The sequence below is a fragment of the Pseudomonas salomonii genome (assembly GCF_900107155.1).
In the GTDB taxonomy this organism is placed as follows: Bacteria; Pseudomonadota; Gammaproteobacteria; order Pseudomonadales; family Pseudomonadaceae; genus Aquipseudomonas; species Aquipseudomonas salomonii.
This window is the reverse complement of the sequence record NZ_FNOX01000010.1, coordinates 98,592-112,553: the sequence shown is the minus strand read 5'-3', so window position 1 is coordinate 112,553 and position 13,962 is coordinate 98,592. Positions and strand designations below refer to the sequence as shown.

The window sequence follows — 13,962 nt, the reverse complement described above, 5'->3', positions numbered from 1 at the left end:
CGCGGCGCTACAAAAAGAATTGCTTAACACACTGGGGTTCATTAGGAGTTTCACGATGGAAATGCTGAAGTTTGGTAAGTTTGCTGCTCTGGCTCTGGCTCTGTCCGTAGCCGTTGGTTGCTCGTCTAAAGGCGGCGACAATGCCGGTGAAGGCGCAGCTGTTGATCCAAACGCTGGTTACGGCGCTAACACTGGTGCAGTTGACGGCTCCCTGAGCGAAGAAGCTGCTCTGCGCGCTATCACCACTTTCTACTTCGAATACGACAGTTCTGACCTGAAGCCAGAAGCCATGCGCGCTCTGGACGTTCACGCGAAGGACCTGAAAGCTAACGGCGCTCGCGTTGTTCTGGAAGGTAACACTGACGAACGTGGTACTCGCGAGTACAACATGGCACTGGGCGAGCGTCGTGCGAAAGCCGTTCAACGCTACCTGGTACTGCAAGGTGTTGCTCCAGGCCAACTGGAACTGGTTTCCTACGGTAAAGAGCGTCCAGTTGCTACTGGCCACGACGAGCAGTCCTGGGCTCAAAACCGTCGCGTCGAACTGCGTAAGTAATTCGTCATGCGAACGTGCCGTCGTGCTCTAACTGTATTGGCTCTCAGCCTCGCACCGCTTGCGGTGTGGGCTGCGGTTCCTGTGGAAGATAGCAACTCTGGCTATAACAATAGCGGGAGCAGTTATCCGCCAGCGGGTTATGGCACGAACGGCGCCTATGCTGGGGGACCGGCAACTGCCGCTCCCTCGGCACAGGGCGAACTGTTCAACCAGCTGCAACGTATGCAGGATCAATTGTCGCAGCAACAAGGCACCATTGAGATCTTGCAGAACCAGGTGAACCAGCTGAAGCAAGAAGGCCTGGAGCGTTACCAGGATCTTGATCGACGCATTGGAGCCGGCGTAACACCTGCCGCAACTCCTGATAATTCTTCTACCGGTGGCGCGCCAAGCGCTGCCGCCGGTGGTGCAGCAGCAGGCGCAGCGGCTAGCCAAGCGCCTGCCGCCAGCAGCGAACCGGGTGATCCGGCCAAGGAAAAGCTGTATTACGACGCAGCTTTTGACCTGATCAAAGCCAAGGATTTCGATAAGGCCAGCCAGGCCTTTACCGCATTCCTGCGCAAATACCCTAACAGCCAATACGCGGGCAATGCCCAGTACTGGCTGGGTGAGGTGAACCTGGCAAAGGGTGATTTGCAAGCGGCAGGCCAGGCATTTGCCAAGGTCAGCCAGCTGTACCCAAAGCATGCCAAGGTGCCTGACTCGCTGTATAAACTGGCTGATGTAGAACGCCGCCTGGGTCACACCGACAAGGTCAAAGGCATTCTGCAACAGGTGGTTGCCCAATATCCGGGTACCTCCGCAGCCCAGTTGGCCCAGCGGGATCTGCAGCGCTTGTAAGCGATGCAACCCGTTTAGAAGAAACCCGCGCCTGGCGCGGGTTTTTTCGTTAGAATCCACGCCCTTTTATGAAACACGCTTTTTGGGGCCTGCGCGTTGGCGGGGTTCCTTGAAGTGCCTGACGGAGGCGGACAGCCTGTTTAGCTGTTACGCCCGTGGCGACTATGCAAGACACATTACGTATTACCGAAGTTTTTTACTCGTTACAGGGTGAAACGCGTACCGCTGGCCTGCCTACCGTCTTTGTACGGTTGACCGGCTGCCCGTTGCGTTGCCAATACTGTGACAGCGCCTACGCCTTCAGCGGCGGCACCGTGCGCACCCTCGACGACATCATTGAACAGGTTGCCGGCTTCAAGCCGCGCTACGTCTGTGTGACCGGTGGTGAGCCCCTGGCCCAGCCGAATGCCATCCCGTTGCTCAAGCGGCTGTGTGACGCCGGTTACGAGGTTTCACTGGAAACCAGCGGCGCCCTGGACATCTCTGCGGTCGACGCGCGGGTGAGCCGGGTGGTCGACCTCAAGACCCCAGGTTCCAAGGAAGCGCACCGCAACCTCTACGACAACATGGATTTGCTGACGGCCAACGATCAGGTCAAGTTCGTGATTTGTTCGCGGGATGACTATGACTGGGCGGCCTCCAAGCTGATCCAGTACAACCTCGACCGCCGGGCCGGTGAGGTGTTGTTCTCGCCGAGCCATCATGACTTGAACGCCCGCGACCTGGCCGATTGGGTCGTGGCGGACAACCTGCCGGTGCGCCTGCAATTGCAGTTGCACAAATACCTGTGGAACGACGAGCCGGGGCGCTGATATGACCGAGCAAAAGCGCGCGGTCATCCTGCTCTCTGGCGGTCTGGATTCCGCCACGCTGGTGGCCATGGTCCGTGCCCAAGGCTACAGCTGCTACACCCTGAGTTTCGATTACGGCCAACGCCACCGCGCCGAGCTGCACGCCGCCGAGCGTGTTGCCCGTGACCTGGGCGTGGTCGAGCACAAGGTGATCGGCCTCAACCTCAACGGCATCGGCGGCTCGGCCCTGACGGACAGCAGCATTGATGTGCCTGAGGCACCCAGCGAAGGCATTCCGCTGACCTACGTGCCGGCACGTAACACTGTGTTCCTGTCGTTGGCGCTTGGCTGGGCCGAGGTATTGAAGGCCCGCGATATCTTCATTGGCGTCAATGCCCTCGACTACAACGGCTACCCGGACTGCCGTCCGGAATACGTCGAGGCGTTCGAACGCATGGCCAACCTGGCGACCAAGGCTGGCGTAGAAGGGCAGGGCTTTAGCATTCAGGCGCCGCTGCAGAACATGAGCAAGGCAGACATCGTGAAGGCAGGCGTAGGACTAGGCGTCGATTATGCGCTGACAGTTTCCTGCTACCAGGCAGACGATTCCGGTCGTGCCTGTGGGAAATGTGACGCTTGCAGACTGCGAGCAGAAGGCTTCAAAAACGCCGCAATTGCGGACCCAACGCGTTATTTCTGATTTATTTAAAATAAGGTGTTGAATAATCCTTAGAAATCAGTATTATACGCGCCACCACACAGCGGGTCGTTAGCTCAGTTGGTAGAGCAGTTGGCTTTTAACCAATTGGTCGTAGGTTCGAATCCCACACGACCCACCATTTTTGGCGGTTTAGAAAATCCGGAAGGCCCACGCAAGTGAGGATTTCCGGGTTTTTTTTTGCCTGCAATTTGGCGCTGGTAAAAAACCGCCTCCAAGAGACGGCTCCTTGCCCGGCCTTAGCCAAACCGCCCGGTAATATAGTCCTCCGTCTGCTTCATCTTCGGCGTGGTAAAGATCTGATCGGTCTTGCCATGCTCAATCAATTCCCCCATGAACATAAACGCGGTGCTGTCCGACACTCGCGCGGCCTGCTGCATGTTGTGGGTCACGATGATAACCGTGTACTGCGCCTTCAATTCCGTAATCAACTGCTCGATACGGCCGGTGGAAATCGGGTCGAGGGCGGAGGTTGGTTCGTCCAGCAGCAGAACCTGCGGGCGCAGCGCGATGGTGCGGGCGATGCACAGCCGTTGTTGCTGGCCGCCGGAGAGGCTCTGGGCGCTTTGGTTGAGTTTGTCTTTGACCTCATCCCACAGCGCACCGCCGCGCAGGGCTTGTTCGACGCGGTCGTTCATTTCGCGGCGCGAGAGTTTTTCGTGGTGGCGCACCGCGTAGGCGATGTTGTCGTAGATCGACATCGGGAACGGCACCGGCTTCTGGAACACCATGCCTACGTGGCTGCGCAGGCGGTTCATCGAGTAGCCGGGGGCGAGGATGTTTTCGCCGTTGAGCAGCACTTCGCCGCGTGCTTCCTGCTTGGGGTACATCGAGTAGATGCGGTTGAACACCCGCAACATGGTGGACTTGCCGCAGCCGGAGGGACCGATGATGGCGGTGATGCGCTTTTCCGGAATATCCATGTTGATGGATTTGAGCGAGCGTTGGTTGTTGTAGAAGAACTCCAACCCACGCACCTGGATTTTGGTTTTGTCGGGAGCAATGCCGGTGGCGTCCATCAGTGAGACCTATTGCGTAAAAGAATCAGGCGGGATGCCAGGCTGAGTACGAGCACGAACAACGTCAGGACCAGTGCACCGGCCCAGGCGAGTGCATGCCAGTCGTCGAACGGGCTCATGGCGTACTGGAAAATGACCACGGGCACGCTGGCAATCGGCTTGAGCAGGTTGCTGCTCCAGAACTGATTGCCGAAGGCGGTGAACAGCAGCGGCGCGGTTTCGCCGGTGATGCGCGCCAGGGCGAGCAGGATGCCGGTGACCACGCCGGCCTTGGCCGCCCGCAGCACGATTTGCAGCGTCAGCTTCCACTGCGGCACGCCAAGTGCCAGAGCCGCCTCGCGCATGGTGGACGGTTGCAACTGGAGCATTTCATCGGTGGTGCGCACCACCACCGGAATCACCAGCAGCGCCAGCGCGAGCGCACCGGCGATGGCAGAGAAGCCGACCTGATGATTGGTCAGCAGGTTCAGCGGCAGGATGACCCCGGTGTAGATGAACAAACCCAGCACAATCGAGGGCGCGGACAGCAGGATGTCATTGATGAAACGCACCGTAGTCCCCAGGCGCGAGTGGCGTGCGAATTCTGCCAGCCAGATGCCGGCCATCAGCCCGATGGGTGTGCCGATCACCAACGCAATGCCCGACATCAACGCGCTGCCATAAAACGCATTGGCCAGGCCGCCTTCGGTGCCGGGTGGTGGGGTCATCTGGGTAAACAGGCGCAGGTTCAGGGCCTGGAAGCCGTTGATGATGGTGGTCAGCAGAATCCACGTCAGCCACAGCAAGCCAAAGGCGGTGGCGCCGCAACTGAGGAACATGGCCACGCCATTTTTAACGGCGCGTTTGCGGTACAGACGTTCGTTGGCGTTCATAGCCCTTCCTTGCGCGACAGGCGCATCAGCAGCAGCCGCGCCAGCGCGAGCACGACGAAGGTCACGATAAACAGCAGGAAGCCCAAGGCGATCAGCGCAGAGCGATGCAGGTCGGTGTAGGCCTCGCTGAATTCGTTGGCGATGACCGAGGCGATGGAACTGCTGGGCATCAGCAACGACGCGGAAAACTGTTGCGCGTTACCCAATACGAAGGTCACCGCCATGGTCTCGCCGAGGGCGCGGCCCAGGCCGAGAAAAATGCCGCCGACCACCGCCGAGCGGGTGTAAGGCAGAACAATGTCCCACACCACTTCCCACGTCGTGCTGCCCAAGGCGTAGGCGGATTCTTTCAGCTGTGTGGGCACGCTGCGAAACACCTCATGCATCACCGAGGTGATAAACGGCATGATCATCACCGCCAGCACAATCCCGGCGGTGAGCATGCCGATCCCCAGTGGCGGCCCCTGGAACAAAGAGCCCACGAAGGGCAGGGCACCCAGGTAATCATTGATCAACGGCGACAGGTGTTCGGCCATGAAAGGCCCGAACACGAACAGACCCCACATGCCATAGATGATCGACGGGATACCGGCCAGCAGCTCAATCGCCGAGGCCACCGGCATTTTCAGCCAGGGCGGCGCGACTTCAGTCAGAAAGATCGCAATACCGAAACTCACCGGGACGGCAATCAGCAAGGCCAGAAAGGAGGTGACCAAGGTGCCGTAGATCGGCACCACGGCACCAAAGTGGTTATTGACCGCATCCCACTCGGTGCTGGTGATGAAACCGAAACCAAACGTCTTGAACGCCAGCCCGCCGCCCCACAGGGTCGAGGCGGCAATGGCGCCCAGCAGCGCCAGTACCAGCATGGCGGCGCCGAACATCGAGCGTTTGAACCACAGGTCGTGGCGTTGATCGCGGGCGGCGCGGCGGTCGCCCCCGGTGTCGCTCGCGTGAGTAGTCATAACCAGGGTGTGGACCGTGTCGTTCATATCAGAGGTGCTCAGCGCCTTCCTCGGTTATCGAGGAAGGCGGTCGTAGGCCGAATCAATGGGCGAAGTCAGACTTCCAGTAATCTTCGATTCGCGACACCAGAGAGCCCGGCAATGCGACATAGTCCAGGGCGGCAGCCTGTTCCTGGCCTTTTTCCAGCGACCACTTGAAGAAGCTGAACGCCGCCTGGCTTTGCTCGGCATTCTTGGGCTGCTTGTACATGATGATCCAGGTGGTGGCCGTGATCGGCCATGCGCCTTCACCGGGGGCGTTGGTCATGATCAGGTTGAAGTCTTTGGCACTGGCCCAGTCGGCGGTGTCGGCGGCGGCCTGGAACGCCTTGGCGTTAGGCTCGACGAACTTGCCGGAGGCGTTCTTCAGTGAGGCAAAGGTCATTTTGTTCTGCAGGGCGTAGGCGTATTCCACAAAACCGATCGAGTTCTTGATCTGCTTCACGTAGGCGGAAACCCCTTCGTTGCCCTTGCCGCCCACACCGACCGGCCACGGCACGGTGGTGCCGAAACCAATCCTGGTTTTCCAGCTGTCGCTGACTTTGGCCAGGTAGTTGGTGAAGTTGTACGAGGTGCCGGAGCCGTCCGAACGGTGCACCACGGTGATGTTCGCGCTTGGCAGCTTCACCCCAGGGTTGAGCGCGGCGATGGCGGGATCGTTCCAGGCCTTGATGTCACCGAGGAAGATTTTTGCCAGGGTGTCGCCGTCGAGTTTCAACTGGCCTGCGGCCACGCCTTCGACGTTCATCACCGGCACGATGCCGCCGATCACGCTGGGAAACTGGCCCAGGCCGCCGGCTTTGAGATCGTCGGCCGACAGTGGCGCGTCGGAGGCGCCGAAGTCAACGGTGGCTGCCTTGATCTGAGCGATACCGCCGCCGGAACCGATCGACTGATAGTTGATGCGGTTGCTGGAGTTCTTGCTGTAGTCCTGCGACCACTTGGACAGCACCGGGTAGACGAAGCTGGAGCCGGCACCGGTAACGTCGGTGGCGTGGGCCATGCCGCTCAGGCACAGGGCGCTCAACAAAACAGACAGACTTTTTTTACTCGGCAACATCACGACAACACCTCAAGGGAAGGGGTAAGTGGGGAGGCCCACCTGTCTAAGACGTGACGATTTAATTCCTGATATGTTGCTGTTTAATGACGGTTTGGCTTTATGAAGAAACATTTAGAAATGTTTGCCTGGGTGGCAGCGAGCTTCGTCACTGTTACCCAAGCGGTGCTGCAGTGAGTGAAACTGGCTGGTCACGATCAGGTTGAAAAGTCATAAAAAAGGCATGCTAAATCAGGCAAAGTCTTTGAAAGTATTGAGATTGTCCGACAATCCAGAGCATGAAAAACTCTTCATAAACGCCCCGCTCGAACGTTGGTAGTTTTCCCAGCGCTGCCCAATAATTCGAGTCCTAATAATGAATAACAAAACTCTTAAAAGCGCCTTGGCGCTCTCCATTTCCCTCGCCTCCACACAGCTGTTTGCCGGTGGCTTCGCCCTCAACGAGCAAAGTGTCAGCTCAATGGGTACAGGCTACGCCGGGCGTTCCTCCTCGGCGGATGACGCCAGCACGGTGTTCGGTAACCCGGCCGGCATGTCGCGCATCAAGCACAATGAAGTCAGCATCGGCGCGACCTACCTGGATGCCAAAACCAATATCAAGGACGCCAGCTCCTCTCAAGGCGGTGTCGACAACCCTGGTACCAACAAAGGCGACATGGTCCCCGGCATTGCCGTGCCGATGGGTTACCTGGTGACGCCGATTGATGAGCACTGGGCCTTTGGCCTTGGGGTCTACGCGCCGTTTGGCCTGGTGACCGACTATGAACACGGTTTCCAGGGCAATGGCTTTGGTAACAAGAGCAAGATTCAGGTCATCACCGCGCAGCCGACGGTCAGCTATGCGTTCAACGACAAGGTCTCGGTAGGTTTCGGCCCGACCTTCAATAAAATCAGCGGCGAGTTGGACTCCAAAGTCCCGGCGTTTGGCTTGGGCACCGAGACGGCCAAGATCAAGGGCGACGACACCGCGATGGGCTTCAACGCCGGTATCCTGGTGCAGGCCCTGGACAGTACCCGCGTCGGCGTCACCTACCACTCGCAAGTGGTCTATCACCTGAGCGGCCATACCAACGCCTCGGGCGTGCTCTCCGATGTGCTGGATGGCGGGGCGCAGAAGTATGACGCCAAGCTGAACGTCACCACGCCGTCGTCCGTGGATTTCTCGGTCACCCACCAACTGACCGACGCCCTGACCCTGTACGTGGGCAGCACCTACACGCGCTGGAGCCAGTTAAAGAAGATCACGGTCAACAACGCCGGCGTATCTGACATTACCGCCGAGCTGGCCGGCCTGGGTTCCATTACCGAAGAGCAGCATTGGCATGACACCTGGTCCCACGCGATCGGCCTGTCGTACCAGCTCAACAAGCAGTTGGTGCTGCGCACCGGTTTTTCGGTGGACCAGACGCCGACCAACAACACCGACCGTTCGGTGCGCATTCCGACCGGCGACCGCACGGTCTTCAGCCTGGGTGCCGGTTGGACGCCCGTCGACAACCTGACCTTCGACGTGGCCTATTCCTACCTCAAGGAAGAGCCGATCAAGGTGCGCGACAACAACCCTCAGCTGGCGCTCACCTACGACGCCAAGTATGAAAACAGCGCCAATGGGTTCGGTGGTTCGGTCACTTATCGCTTCTAACCCGCGCCATCACGCAAAGAGCCAGTTTTTTGGCATGGCTCTTTGCCAGTTATTTCGGCTTTCGGGCTGTCAATCACGCTGTGTCTTGTTTAGATTGAAGGCTAATCAGCTTTTAAGACATGGACTGTCATGACTACGCTCACGCCGATCATCGCGACCAATCCCCTCATTGTGCGTACTGCCGCGACCACACCGCCGGCGACGCTTGCGAACACCCTCGACGTCTCACCGGCCAGGCCATCCTCGGTGGTCAGCCTCGGTAACCCGCTGGCCGATGCCGTCGACATCTACTCCAAAAACGGACTGTTGCCAGGCCAGGAAAGCGTGCGGGCCTGGGAGAACAACAACCAGGATGCGGTGACCAAGGCCATCAATAGCAGCTTCAATTCGGTCTCCACGGCCAGTCGCTATAGTGGCTTGGGCGCCGCGCTGGTGGCGCAGTTCACCCAGGGCGGCGGTGCCGGGATCTCCCAGTCAGTGCTCAATACCACGGTTGATCGCGCCGGCGATGCGGGCGCCCTGAAGGCCGATCAGGCGGTGCTGCACAGCAAGGCTGACAACCAGGTCAGCCTGAGCATCAAGACCGCCAGCGGCAAGACCGTGACCTTCAGCCTGTCCAGCCAGAAAGATGGCCTGGGCGTGCAGGCCACCGTGGACGGCGGTGACTTGAGCGCGGATGAACTCAAGGCCGTCGGCCAATTGGGCGCGGCGTTCCAGGCCTCGGTCGACGGGCTGACCGCCGTGCCGCCCAAGCTTGACCTGAGCAAACTGACCCAGTTCGATACGCAGCTGCTGGCCTCGGTCGACCTCAATGCCAAGGTGAAGGCCGCCAACGGTGAAGACCTGAGCCTGGCCTTCCACGCCGACAGCCAAAGCCGCACCACACGCATGAGTGGCCCGGCAGGCGAAATTGACCTGGCGGTAGACCTGAAAAACACCGCGATCCTCGGCGATGCCAAGCAGCAGGCCAAGGCGCTGAAAACCTACCTGGCCCAGTTCGACCGGGTGGAAAAACGCGGCAGTGCGAATGCGGACTTCATGGCCATGTTCAAGGACGCCTTCAGCGCCATGAACAGCAACTACCCAGCCAGCGCCACCGCGTCGAATGCCTTGACCCAGAACCCGACTGACAAAGGCTTGTTAACTGGCCTGGCGGACTTCAAGGCCTCGATCAAGCAGGCCGTCGACACCTCCAATCCGATGCGCCCTTCAGAGGTCGACAGCTTTTCCTACAACGTGTCCCAGAAAACCCAGGTCAATGGCCGCAGCACTGCGGACCGTAGCGTCACCCAGCATCAGCAGTCGCTGCTGTCGGCGAACTTCCACAAAGGCCTCGACGGCGGCAAACCGCCGCTCTTCGACGGCAGCCGCGAATCGCAGAATTATCTGTATGTGCAAGTCCTGGACAAGGCCAGCAGCACCGCGAGCTTTGCCTATAAAGACGGCCAGTTGACCCATGCCTCGGTCACCCAGTCGGCGTCCCAGAACACCCACACGCAAAAATATGTGATGGCCAACCTGGTGGAAGACAGCGTGGTGCCCAAGGAAGGTTCATCCAAGCGCGATTATCTGGCGCTGCTTGAGCACGCGGCCCAGGAAAGCAGAAAGTCCAAGGATGCGCTGGAGCAGTCGACGTTGAAAAATGCCCTGACGCAGATGCAAGACGCGGTCATGTTGCAGGACGACCCGGATGTCTTGATGCGCTGACACGCGTCGTGATCAAAACGGGAAGGCTCAGTGATGAGCCTTCCCGTTTTTTTGCCCGCTCGGCGTACCGCGCAATCCCAGATTAGGCTTTTGAATCGATTCGATATTCTGTAGCCTTGCGCAGCTTTCCCCGTGCTTGATGAACACAATCACTTCGTCCGGCGGCGCCCGAAGGGCTCCAGAGCCGGTGGTACACTCGACTTTCGCGCTTACTGCGCTTGCAGGTCTTGCGAACATGACGCAAATTTCCGAACGCCTACTGGTACAAGCCCACCTCGACGCCAAGCAGCCCAAGGCGCTGAGCGCCGATGAAGAGGCGAGCCTGCGCAGCGCCATCGCCGCCGAGCTCAAGGCTCAGGACGCGGTGCTGGTTGCGCATTTCTATTGCGACCCGGTGATTCAGGCCCTGGCCGAAGAAACCGGTGGCTGCGTGTCCGACTCCCTGGAAATGGCCCGCTTCGGCGCGGCCCACCCGGCCAAGACGGTGTTGGTCGCCGGTGTACGTTTCATGGGCGAGACCGCCAAAATCCTCACCCCCGAAAAACGCATCCTCATGCCCACCCTGGAAGCCACCTGCTCCCTGGACCTGGGCTGCCCGGTGGATGAGTTCTCGGCGTTCTGCGACCAGCACCCCGAGCGCACGGTGGTGGTGTACGCCAACACCTCGGCGGCGGTCAAAGCCCGGGCCGACTGGGTGGTTACCTCCAGCTGTGCGCTGGAAATCGTCGAAAGCCTGATGGACAACGGCGAGACGATTATCTGGGGCCCGGACAAGCACCTGGGTACTTACATTCAGCGCCAGACCGGCGCAGACATGTTGCTGTGGGACGGCGCGTGTATCGTCCATGAAGAGTTCAAGTCCAAGCAGCTCGAAGACATGAAGGCGCTGTACCCGGATGCCGCGATCCTGGTGCACCCGGAGTCGCCGACGGCGGTGATCGAGTTGGCAGATGCGGTGGGCTCCACCAGCCAACTGATTGCTGCAGCCCAGCGCTTGCCGAACAAGACCTTCATCGTGGCCACCGACCGTGGCCTCTTCTACAAGATGCAGCAGTTGTGCCCGGATAAAGTCTTCGTTGAGGCACCGACTGCCGGCAACGGCGCGGCCTGCCGCAGTTGCGCGCATTGCCCGTGGATGGCGATGAATACGCTGGAGCGCACGCTGCAATGTTTGCGTGAGGGCAGTAATGAGATCTTCGTCGAGCCGTCGGTGATCCCGCACGCCGTGCGCCCGCTCAAGCGCATGCTGGACTTTACCCAGGCTGCGCGCCTCAAGCTGGCTGGCAACGCCTGATTCAAGGCGCACCCGATCAAAAATGTGGGAGCGGGCTTGCTCGCGAATGCGGTGTGTCAGTCGATACATCTGGTGACTGAACCAACGCATTCGCGAGCAAGCCCGCTCCCACATTTGGATCTTCACTCTTTCAGCGGTTACTTTTTCTGCTTGGGAATTCGCACCAACTGCGTAGCCGAGTAGATGTCATGCCAACTGCGCTTGCGCTTATCAAACACCGACCAGACAAACCCCAGCCCCACACACAACCACGACGCAATCGCCACCACAAACCGCAGCAGTGCCTGCCACAGGCTGATGCGCGAGCCGTCGGCGTTCTGCACGCGTACGCCCCACACCTGCATGCCCAATGTCTGCCCGGAATGGGTCCAGAACTTGGCGAAGAAACCAAACAGCACAAAAAACAGAATCGTTGACAGCAGCGGGTCGCCGTCCAGCGCGCCGGACTCGGTGAGTGTGCGCATCCTGGCTTCGCCGATAAACGCCATCCACACCAGCTTGTAGATAAACGCGGTGACGATCAGCAGGGCAGTGCACAACAGGAAGTCATAGAACATCGCTGCCAGACGACGGCCCAGGCCAACGGCGGGGAATTCGCCTTGGGGGCTCAACAAAGGTTTGGGCATGGCCGTCTCTCTTGAGAAAAAAGCCATTTTACGAGCAAACGCACATAAAAAAGCCCCTGATGTCACCATCAGGGGCTTTTTGTCGCAGTAAGGATCAGCCTTCTGCTTGTACTTCGTCAGCCTGCATGCCTTTCTGGCCTTGCACGGCAAGGAAGGTGACTTTCTGGCCTTCTTTCAGGCTCTTGAAGCCGTTGCCCTGAATAGCGCGGAAATGCACGAACAGATCCGGACCGCTTTCTGGAGTGATAAAACCAAACCCTTTCTCGTCGTTAAACCACTTGACGGTACCGCTCTGACGATCAGCCATTTTCTTCTTTCCTTTGACGCTAAAAATTAATGACAGCCCCTTTCACATGAAAGAGTACTGGGCTGGGTTGCAGGAAAGTAAGAGACGTCGAACGGGTTGTAGCAAACTTATAGCTACTGCCCAGGTCCAGGTTCCAAGCGACCCATGCAAACACAGTGGCTAAACTCTACGTCAACTAATACAGAAAAAACAAGCCCCGAAAAAAGCCCAGGTTTTGCTCGGCCATATGACACTTCGTTGACTTAAAGCGGATCCCACATATTCGATAGCGTTGCTCACTTGTTATAGGTTGGTGCCTATTAAAATGTCTATCGTCAATGCACTGTTTTATGGCGGTTGCGTTACAAATTAGTGCGCGTTAACGCAACCGCGTTACTTATAGGAACAGTCAATCAACCACGGTAGTAACGTTGCGGTACAAATGGCATTTTACTTACACGTAGTGGCACCTTTTTCCCACGTACCAACGCAGACACTTCGGTGTCCAGTGCCACACATGCACTGTCCAGGTAACCCATGGCCAATGGGCCGCCCAGGGTTGGGCCAAAGCCGCCGCTGCACACGCTGCCGATCACCGTGCCATGCTCATCGACGATTTCTGCACCTTCACGCACCGGGGTGCGTTCCTGTGGCAGCAGGCCCACGCGCTTGCGGCTTACACCGGCCTGCTGCTGGGTGAAGATGCGGTCGGCGCCGGGGAAGCCACCGGCACGTGCGCCATCGGCACGCCGGGCCTTGGAGATCGCCCACAGCAGGCTGGCTTCAATCGGCGTGGTCTCGGTGTTCATGTCATGCCCGTAGAGGCACAGGCCGGCTTCCAGGCGCAGGGAATCGCGGGCGCCCAGGCCGATGGCTTGAACTTCGGTTTCGGCCAGCAAGCTGCGCGCAAGGCTCTCGGCATTGGCCGCCGGTACGGAAATCTCAAAACCGTCTTCGCCGGTGTAGCCCGAGCGGCTCACGTAGCAGTCCACGCCCAGCAGGCGCAGGGTGGCGAACTGCATGAAGGTCATCTTGGCCACTTCAGGCGCCAGGCGTGCCAGCACTTTCACCGCTGCCGGGCCTTGCAGGGCCAGCAGGGCGCGCTCTTCGAACAGCGGCTCGATGCTGCACTGATCGCCAATGTGTTTGCGCAGGTGGGCCAGGTCCTGGTCCTTGCAGGCCGCGTTGACCACCAGGAACAGTTCGTCGTTGCCCAGGTTGGCCACCATCAGGTCGTCAAGGATGCCGCCCTGGTCATTGGTGAACATGGCGTAGCGCTGCATGCCCACGGGCAGGTCGATGATGTCGACCGGCACCAACGTTTCCAGGGCCTTGGCGGCGTTGGCGCCGGTCAGGCGGATCTGGCCCATGTGGGACACGTCGAACAACCCGGCTTGATCACGGGTGTGCAGGTGTTCTTTCATCACCCCCAGCGGATATTGCACCGGCATGTCGTAGCCGGCGAAGGGCACCATGCGCGCGCCCAACTCGATGTGCAGGGCGTGCAATGGGGTTTTCAACAGGGTTTCGGTGGACATGTTCAGCTC

The 13,962-nt window shown here is 59.2% G+C and carries 14 protein-coding genes and 1 tRNA gene; 8 read left to right on the top strand and 7 right to left on the bottom strand.

The window, feature by feature from the left end; all coding sequences use genetic code 11:
• Positions 1–55 precede the first annotated feature (55 nt).
• The 5 genes from pal (at position 56) to BLV67_RS22410 (ending at position 3,026) form a co-directional block, all read left to right on the top strand.
• Positions 56–556, top strand: coding sequence for a peptidoglycan-associated lipoprotein Pal (gene pal / locus BLV67_RS22430; RefSeq protein ID WP_003209827.1), 501 nt, complete (start codon positions 56–58; stop codon positions 554–556).
• Positions 557–562: 6 nt separating this feature from the next.
• Positions 563–1,396 (top strand): tol-pal system protein YbgF, encoded by an 834-nt coding sequence (gene ybgF / locus BLV67_RS22425; RefSeq protein WP_065930444.1) that lies wholly within the window; start codon positions 563–565, stop codon positions 1,394–1,396.
• A 164-nt stretch (positions 1,397–1,560) separates the two neighbouring features.
• Complete coding sequence (gene queE, locus BLV67_RS22420; protein ID WP_017139819.1) at positions 1,561–2,208, top strand: 7-carboxy-7-deazaguanine synthase QueE; 648 nt, start codon at positions 1,561–1,563, stop codon at positions 2,206–2,208.
• Between the two features lies 1 nt (position 2,209).
• The gene (queC, locus tag BLV67_RS22415; protein WP_069788150.1) at positions 2,210–2,887 is read left to right on the top strand and encodes a 7-cyano-7-deazaguanine synthase QueC; all 678 of its coding nucleotides are present in this window, start codon (positions 2,210–2,212) and stop codon (positions 2,885–2,887) included.
• A 63-nt stretch (positions 2,888–2,950) separates the two neighbouring features.
• Positions 2,951–3,026: transfer RNA gene (locus BLV67_RS22410), tRNA-Lys, on the top strand.
• Between the two features lie 118 nt (positions 3,027–3,144).
• Here the strand turns inward: BLV67_RS22410 and pstB are convergent.
• Genes pstB through pstS form a run of 4 tightly spaced genes read right to left on the bottom strand, consistent with a single transcriptional unit; the run spans position 3,145 to position 6,860 of the window.
• Positions 3,145–3,924 carry a phosphate ABC transporter ATP-binding protein PstB gene (gene pstB / locus BLV67_RS22405; RefSeq protein WP_017139133.1) on the bottom strand — a complete coding sequence of 260 codons (780 nt, stop codon included), beginning with the start codon at positions 3,922–3,924 and terminating at the stop codon, positions 3,145–3,147.
• Entirely contained in the window at positions 3,924–4,796 is an 873-nt protein-coding gene (gene pstA, locus BLV67_RS22400; protein ID WP_065930446.1) for a phosphate ABC transporter permease PstA, read from the bottom strand. Before pstA ends, pstB begins: the two co-directional genes overlap by 1 nt.
• Entirely contained in the window at positions 4,793–5,788 is a 996-nt protein-coding gene (gene pstC / locus BLV67_RS22395; RefSeq protein ID WP_017139135.1) for a phosphate ABC transporter permease subunit PstC, read from the bottom strand. Before pstC ends, pstA begins: the two co-directional genes overlap by 4 nt.
• A gap of 55 nt (positions 5,789–5,843) precedes the next feature.
• Positions 5,844–6,860 (bottom strand): phosphate ABC transporter substrate-binding protein PstS, encoded by a 1,017-nt coding sequence (gene pstS / locus BLV67_RS22390; RefSeq protein ID WP_083221758.1) that lies wholly within the window; start codon positions 6,858–6,860, stop codon positions 5,844–5,846.
• A 355-nt stretch (positions 6,861–7,215) separates the two neighbouring features.
• On the opposite strand from pstS, the gene BLV67_RS22385 reads away from it, so the two are divergent.
• The 3 genes from BLV67_RS22385 to nadA all read left to right on the top strand — a co-directional run bounded on the left by BLV67_RS22385 (position 7,216) and on the right by nadA (position 11,503).
• On the top strand, positions 7,216–8,502 hold the full coding sequence (locus BLV67_RS22385) for an OmpP1/FadL family transporter (protein ID WP_058422744.1): 1,287 nt from the start codon (positions 7,216–7,218) through the stop codon (positions 8,500–8,502).
• A gap of 267 nt (positions 8,503–8,769) precedes the next feature.
• A complete protein-coding gene (locus tag BLV67_RS22380; protein ID WP_069788191.1) occupies positions 8,770–10,209 on the top strand; it encodes a lactate dehydrogenase in 1,440 nt (479 codons plus the stop codon).
• A 235-nt stretch (positions 10,210–10,444) separates the two neighbouring features.
• Positions 10,445–11,503 (top strand): quinolinate synthase NadA, encoded by a 1,059-nt coding sequence (gene nadA / locus BLV67_RS22375; RefSeq protein ID WP_069788149.1) that lies wholly within the window; start codon positions 10,445–10,447, stop codon positions 11,501–11,503.
• A 137-nt stretch (positions 11,504–11,640) separates the two neighbouring features.
• Here nadA and BLV67_RS22370 read toward each other — a convergent pair whose 3' ends face one another.
• The 3 genes from BLV67_RS22370 to gcvT form a co-directional block, all read right to left on the bottom strand.
• A complete protein-coding gene (locus tag BLV67_RS22370; RefSeq protein WP_069788148.1) occupies positions 11,641–12,129 on the bottom strand; it encodes an RDD family protein in 489 nt (162 codons plus the stop codon).
• Positions 12,130–12,223: 94 nt separating this feature from the next.
• On the bottom strand, positions 12,224–12,436 hold the full coding sequence (locus BLV67_RS22365) for a cold-shock protein (protein WP_056858586.1): 213 nt from the start codon (positions 12,434–12,436) through the stop codon (positions 12,224–12,226).
• Between the two features lie 392 nt (positions 12,437–12,828).
• Positions 12,829–13,953, bottom strand: coding sequence for a glycine cleavage system aminomethyltransferase GcvT (gene gcvT / locus BLV67_RS22360; protein ID WP_065930448.1), 1,125 nt, complete (start codon positions 13,951–13,953; stop codon positions 12,829–12,831).
• Between the last annotated feature and the right edge of the window lie 9 nt (positions 13,954–13,962).

Excerpts from the sequence above, each read along its gene's own strand:
- pal (WP_003209827.1), top strand. The coding sequence starts at position 56 with ATGGAAATGCTGAAGTTTGGTAAGTTTGCTGCTCTGGCTCTGGCTCTG.
- ybgF (WP_065930444.1), top strand. The coding sequence starts at position 563 with ATGCGAACGTGCCGTCGTGCTCTAACTGTATTGGCTCTCAGCCTCGCA.
- queE (WP_017139819.1), top strand. The coding sequence starts at position 1,561 with ATGCAAGACACATTACGTATTACCGAAGTTTTTTACTCGTTACAGGGT.
- queC (WP_069788150.1), top strand. The coding sequence starts at position 2,210 with ATGACCGAGCAAAAGCGCGCGGTCATCCTGCTCTCTGGCGGTCTGGAT.
- pstB (WP_017139133.1), bottom strand. The coding sequence starts at position 3,924 with ATGGACGCCACCGGCATTGCTCCCGACAAAACCAAAATCCAGGTGCGT.
- pstA (WP_065930446.1), bottom strand. The coding sequence starts at position 4,796 with ATGAACGCCAACGAACGTCTGTACCGCAAACGCGCCGTTAAAAATGGC.
- pstC (WP_017139135.1), bottom strand. The coding sequence starts at position 5,788 with ATGAACGACACGGTCCACACCCTGGTTATGACTACTCACGCGAGCGAC.
- pstS (WP_083221758.1), bottom strand. The coding sequence starts at position 6,860 with ATGTTGCCGAGTAAAAAAAGTCTGTCTGTTTTGTTGAGCGCCCTGTGC.
- BLV67_RS22385 (WP_058422744.1), top strand. The coding sequence starts at position 7,216 with ATGAATAACAAAACTCTTAAAAGCGCCTTGGCGCTCTCCATTTCCCTC.
- nadA (WP_069788149.1), top strand. The coding sequence starts at position 10,445 with ATGACGCAAATTTCCGAACGCCTACTGGTACAAGCCCACCTCGACGCC.
- BLV67_RS22370 (WP_069788148.1), bottom strand. The coding sequence starts at position 12,129 with ATGCCCAAACCTTTGTTGAGCCCCCAAGGCGAATTCCCCGCCGTTGGC.
- BLV67_RS22365 (WP_056858586.1), bottom strand. The coding sequence starts at position 12,436 with ATGGCTGATCGTCAGAGCGGTACCGTCAAGTGGTTTAACGACGAGAAA.
- gcvT (WP_065930448.1), bottom strand. The coding sequence starts at position 13,953 with ATGTCCACCGAAACCCTGTTGAAAACCCCATTGCACGCCCTGCACATC.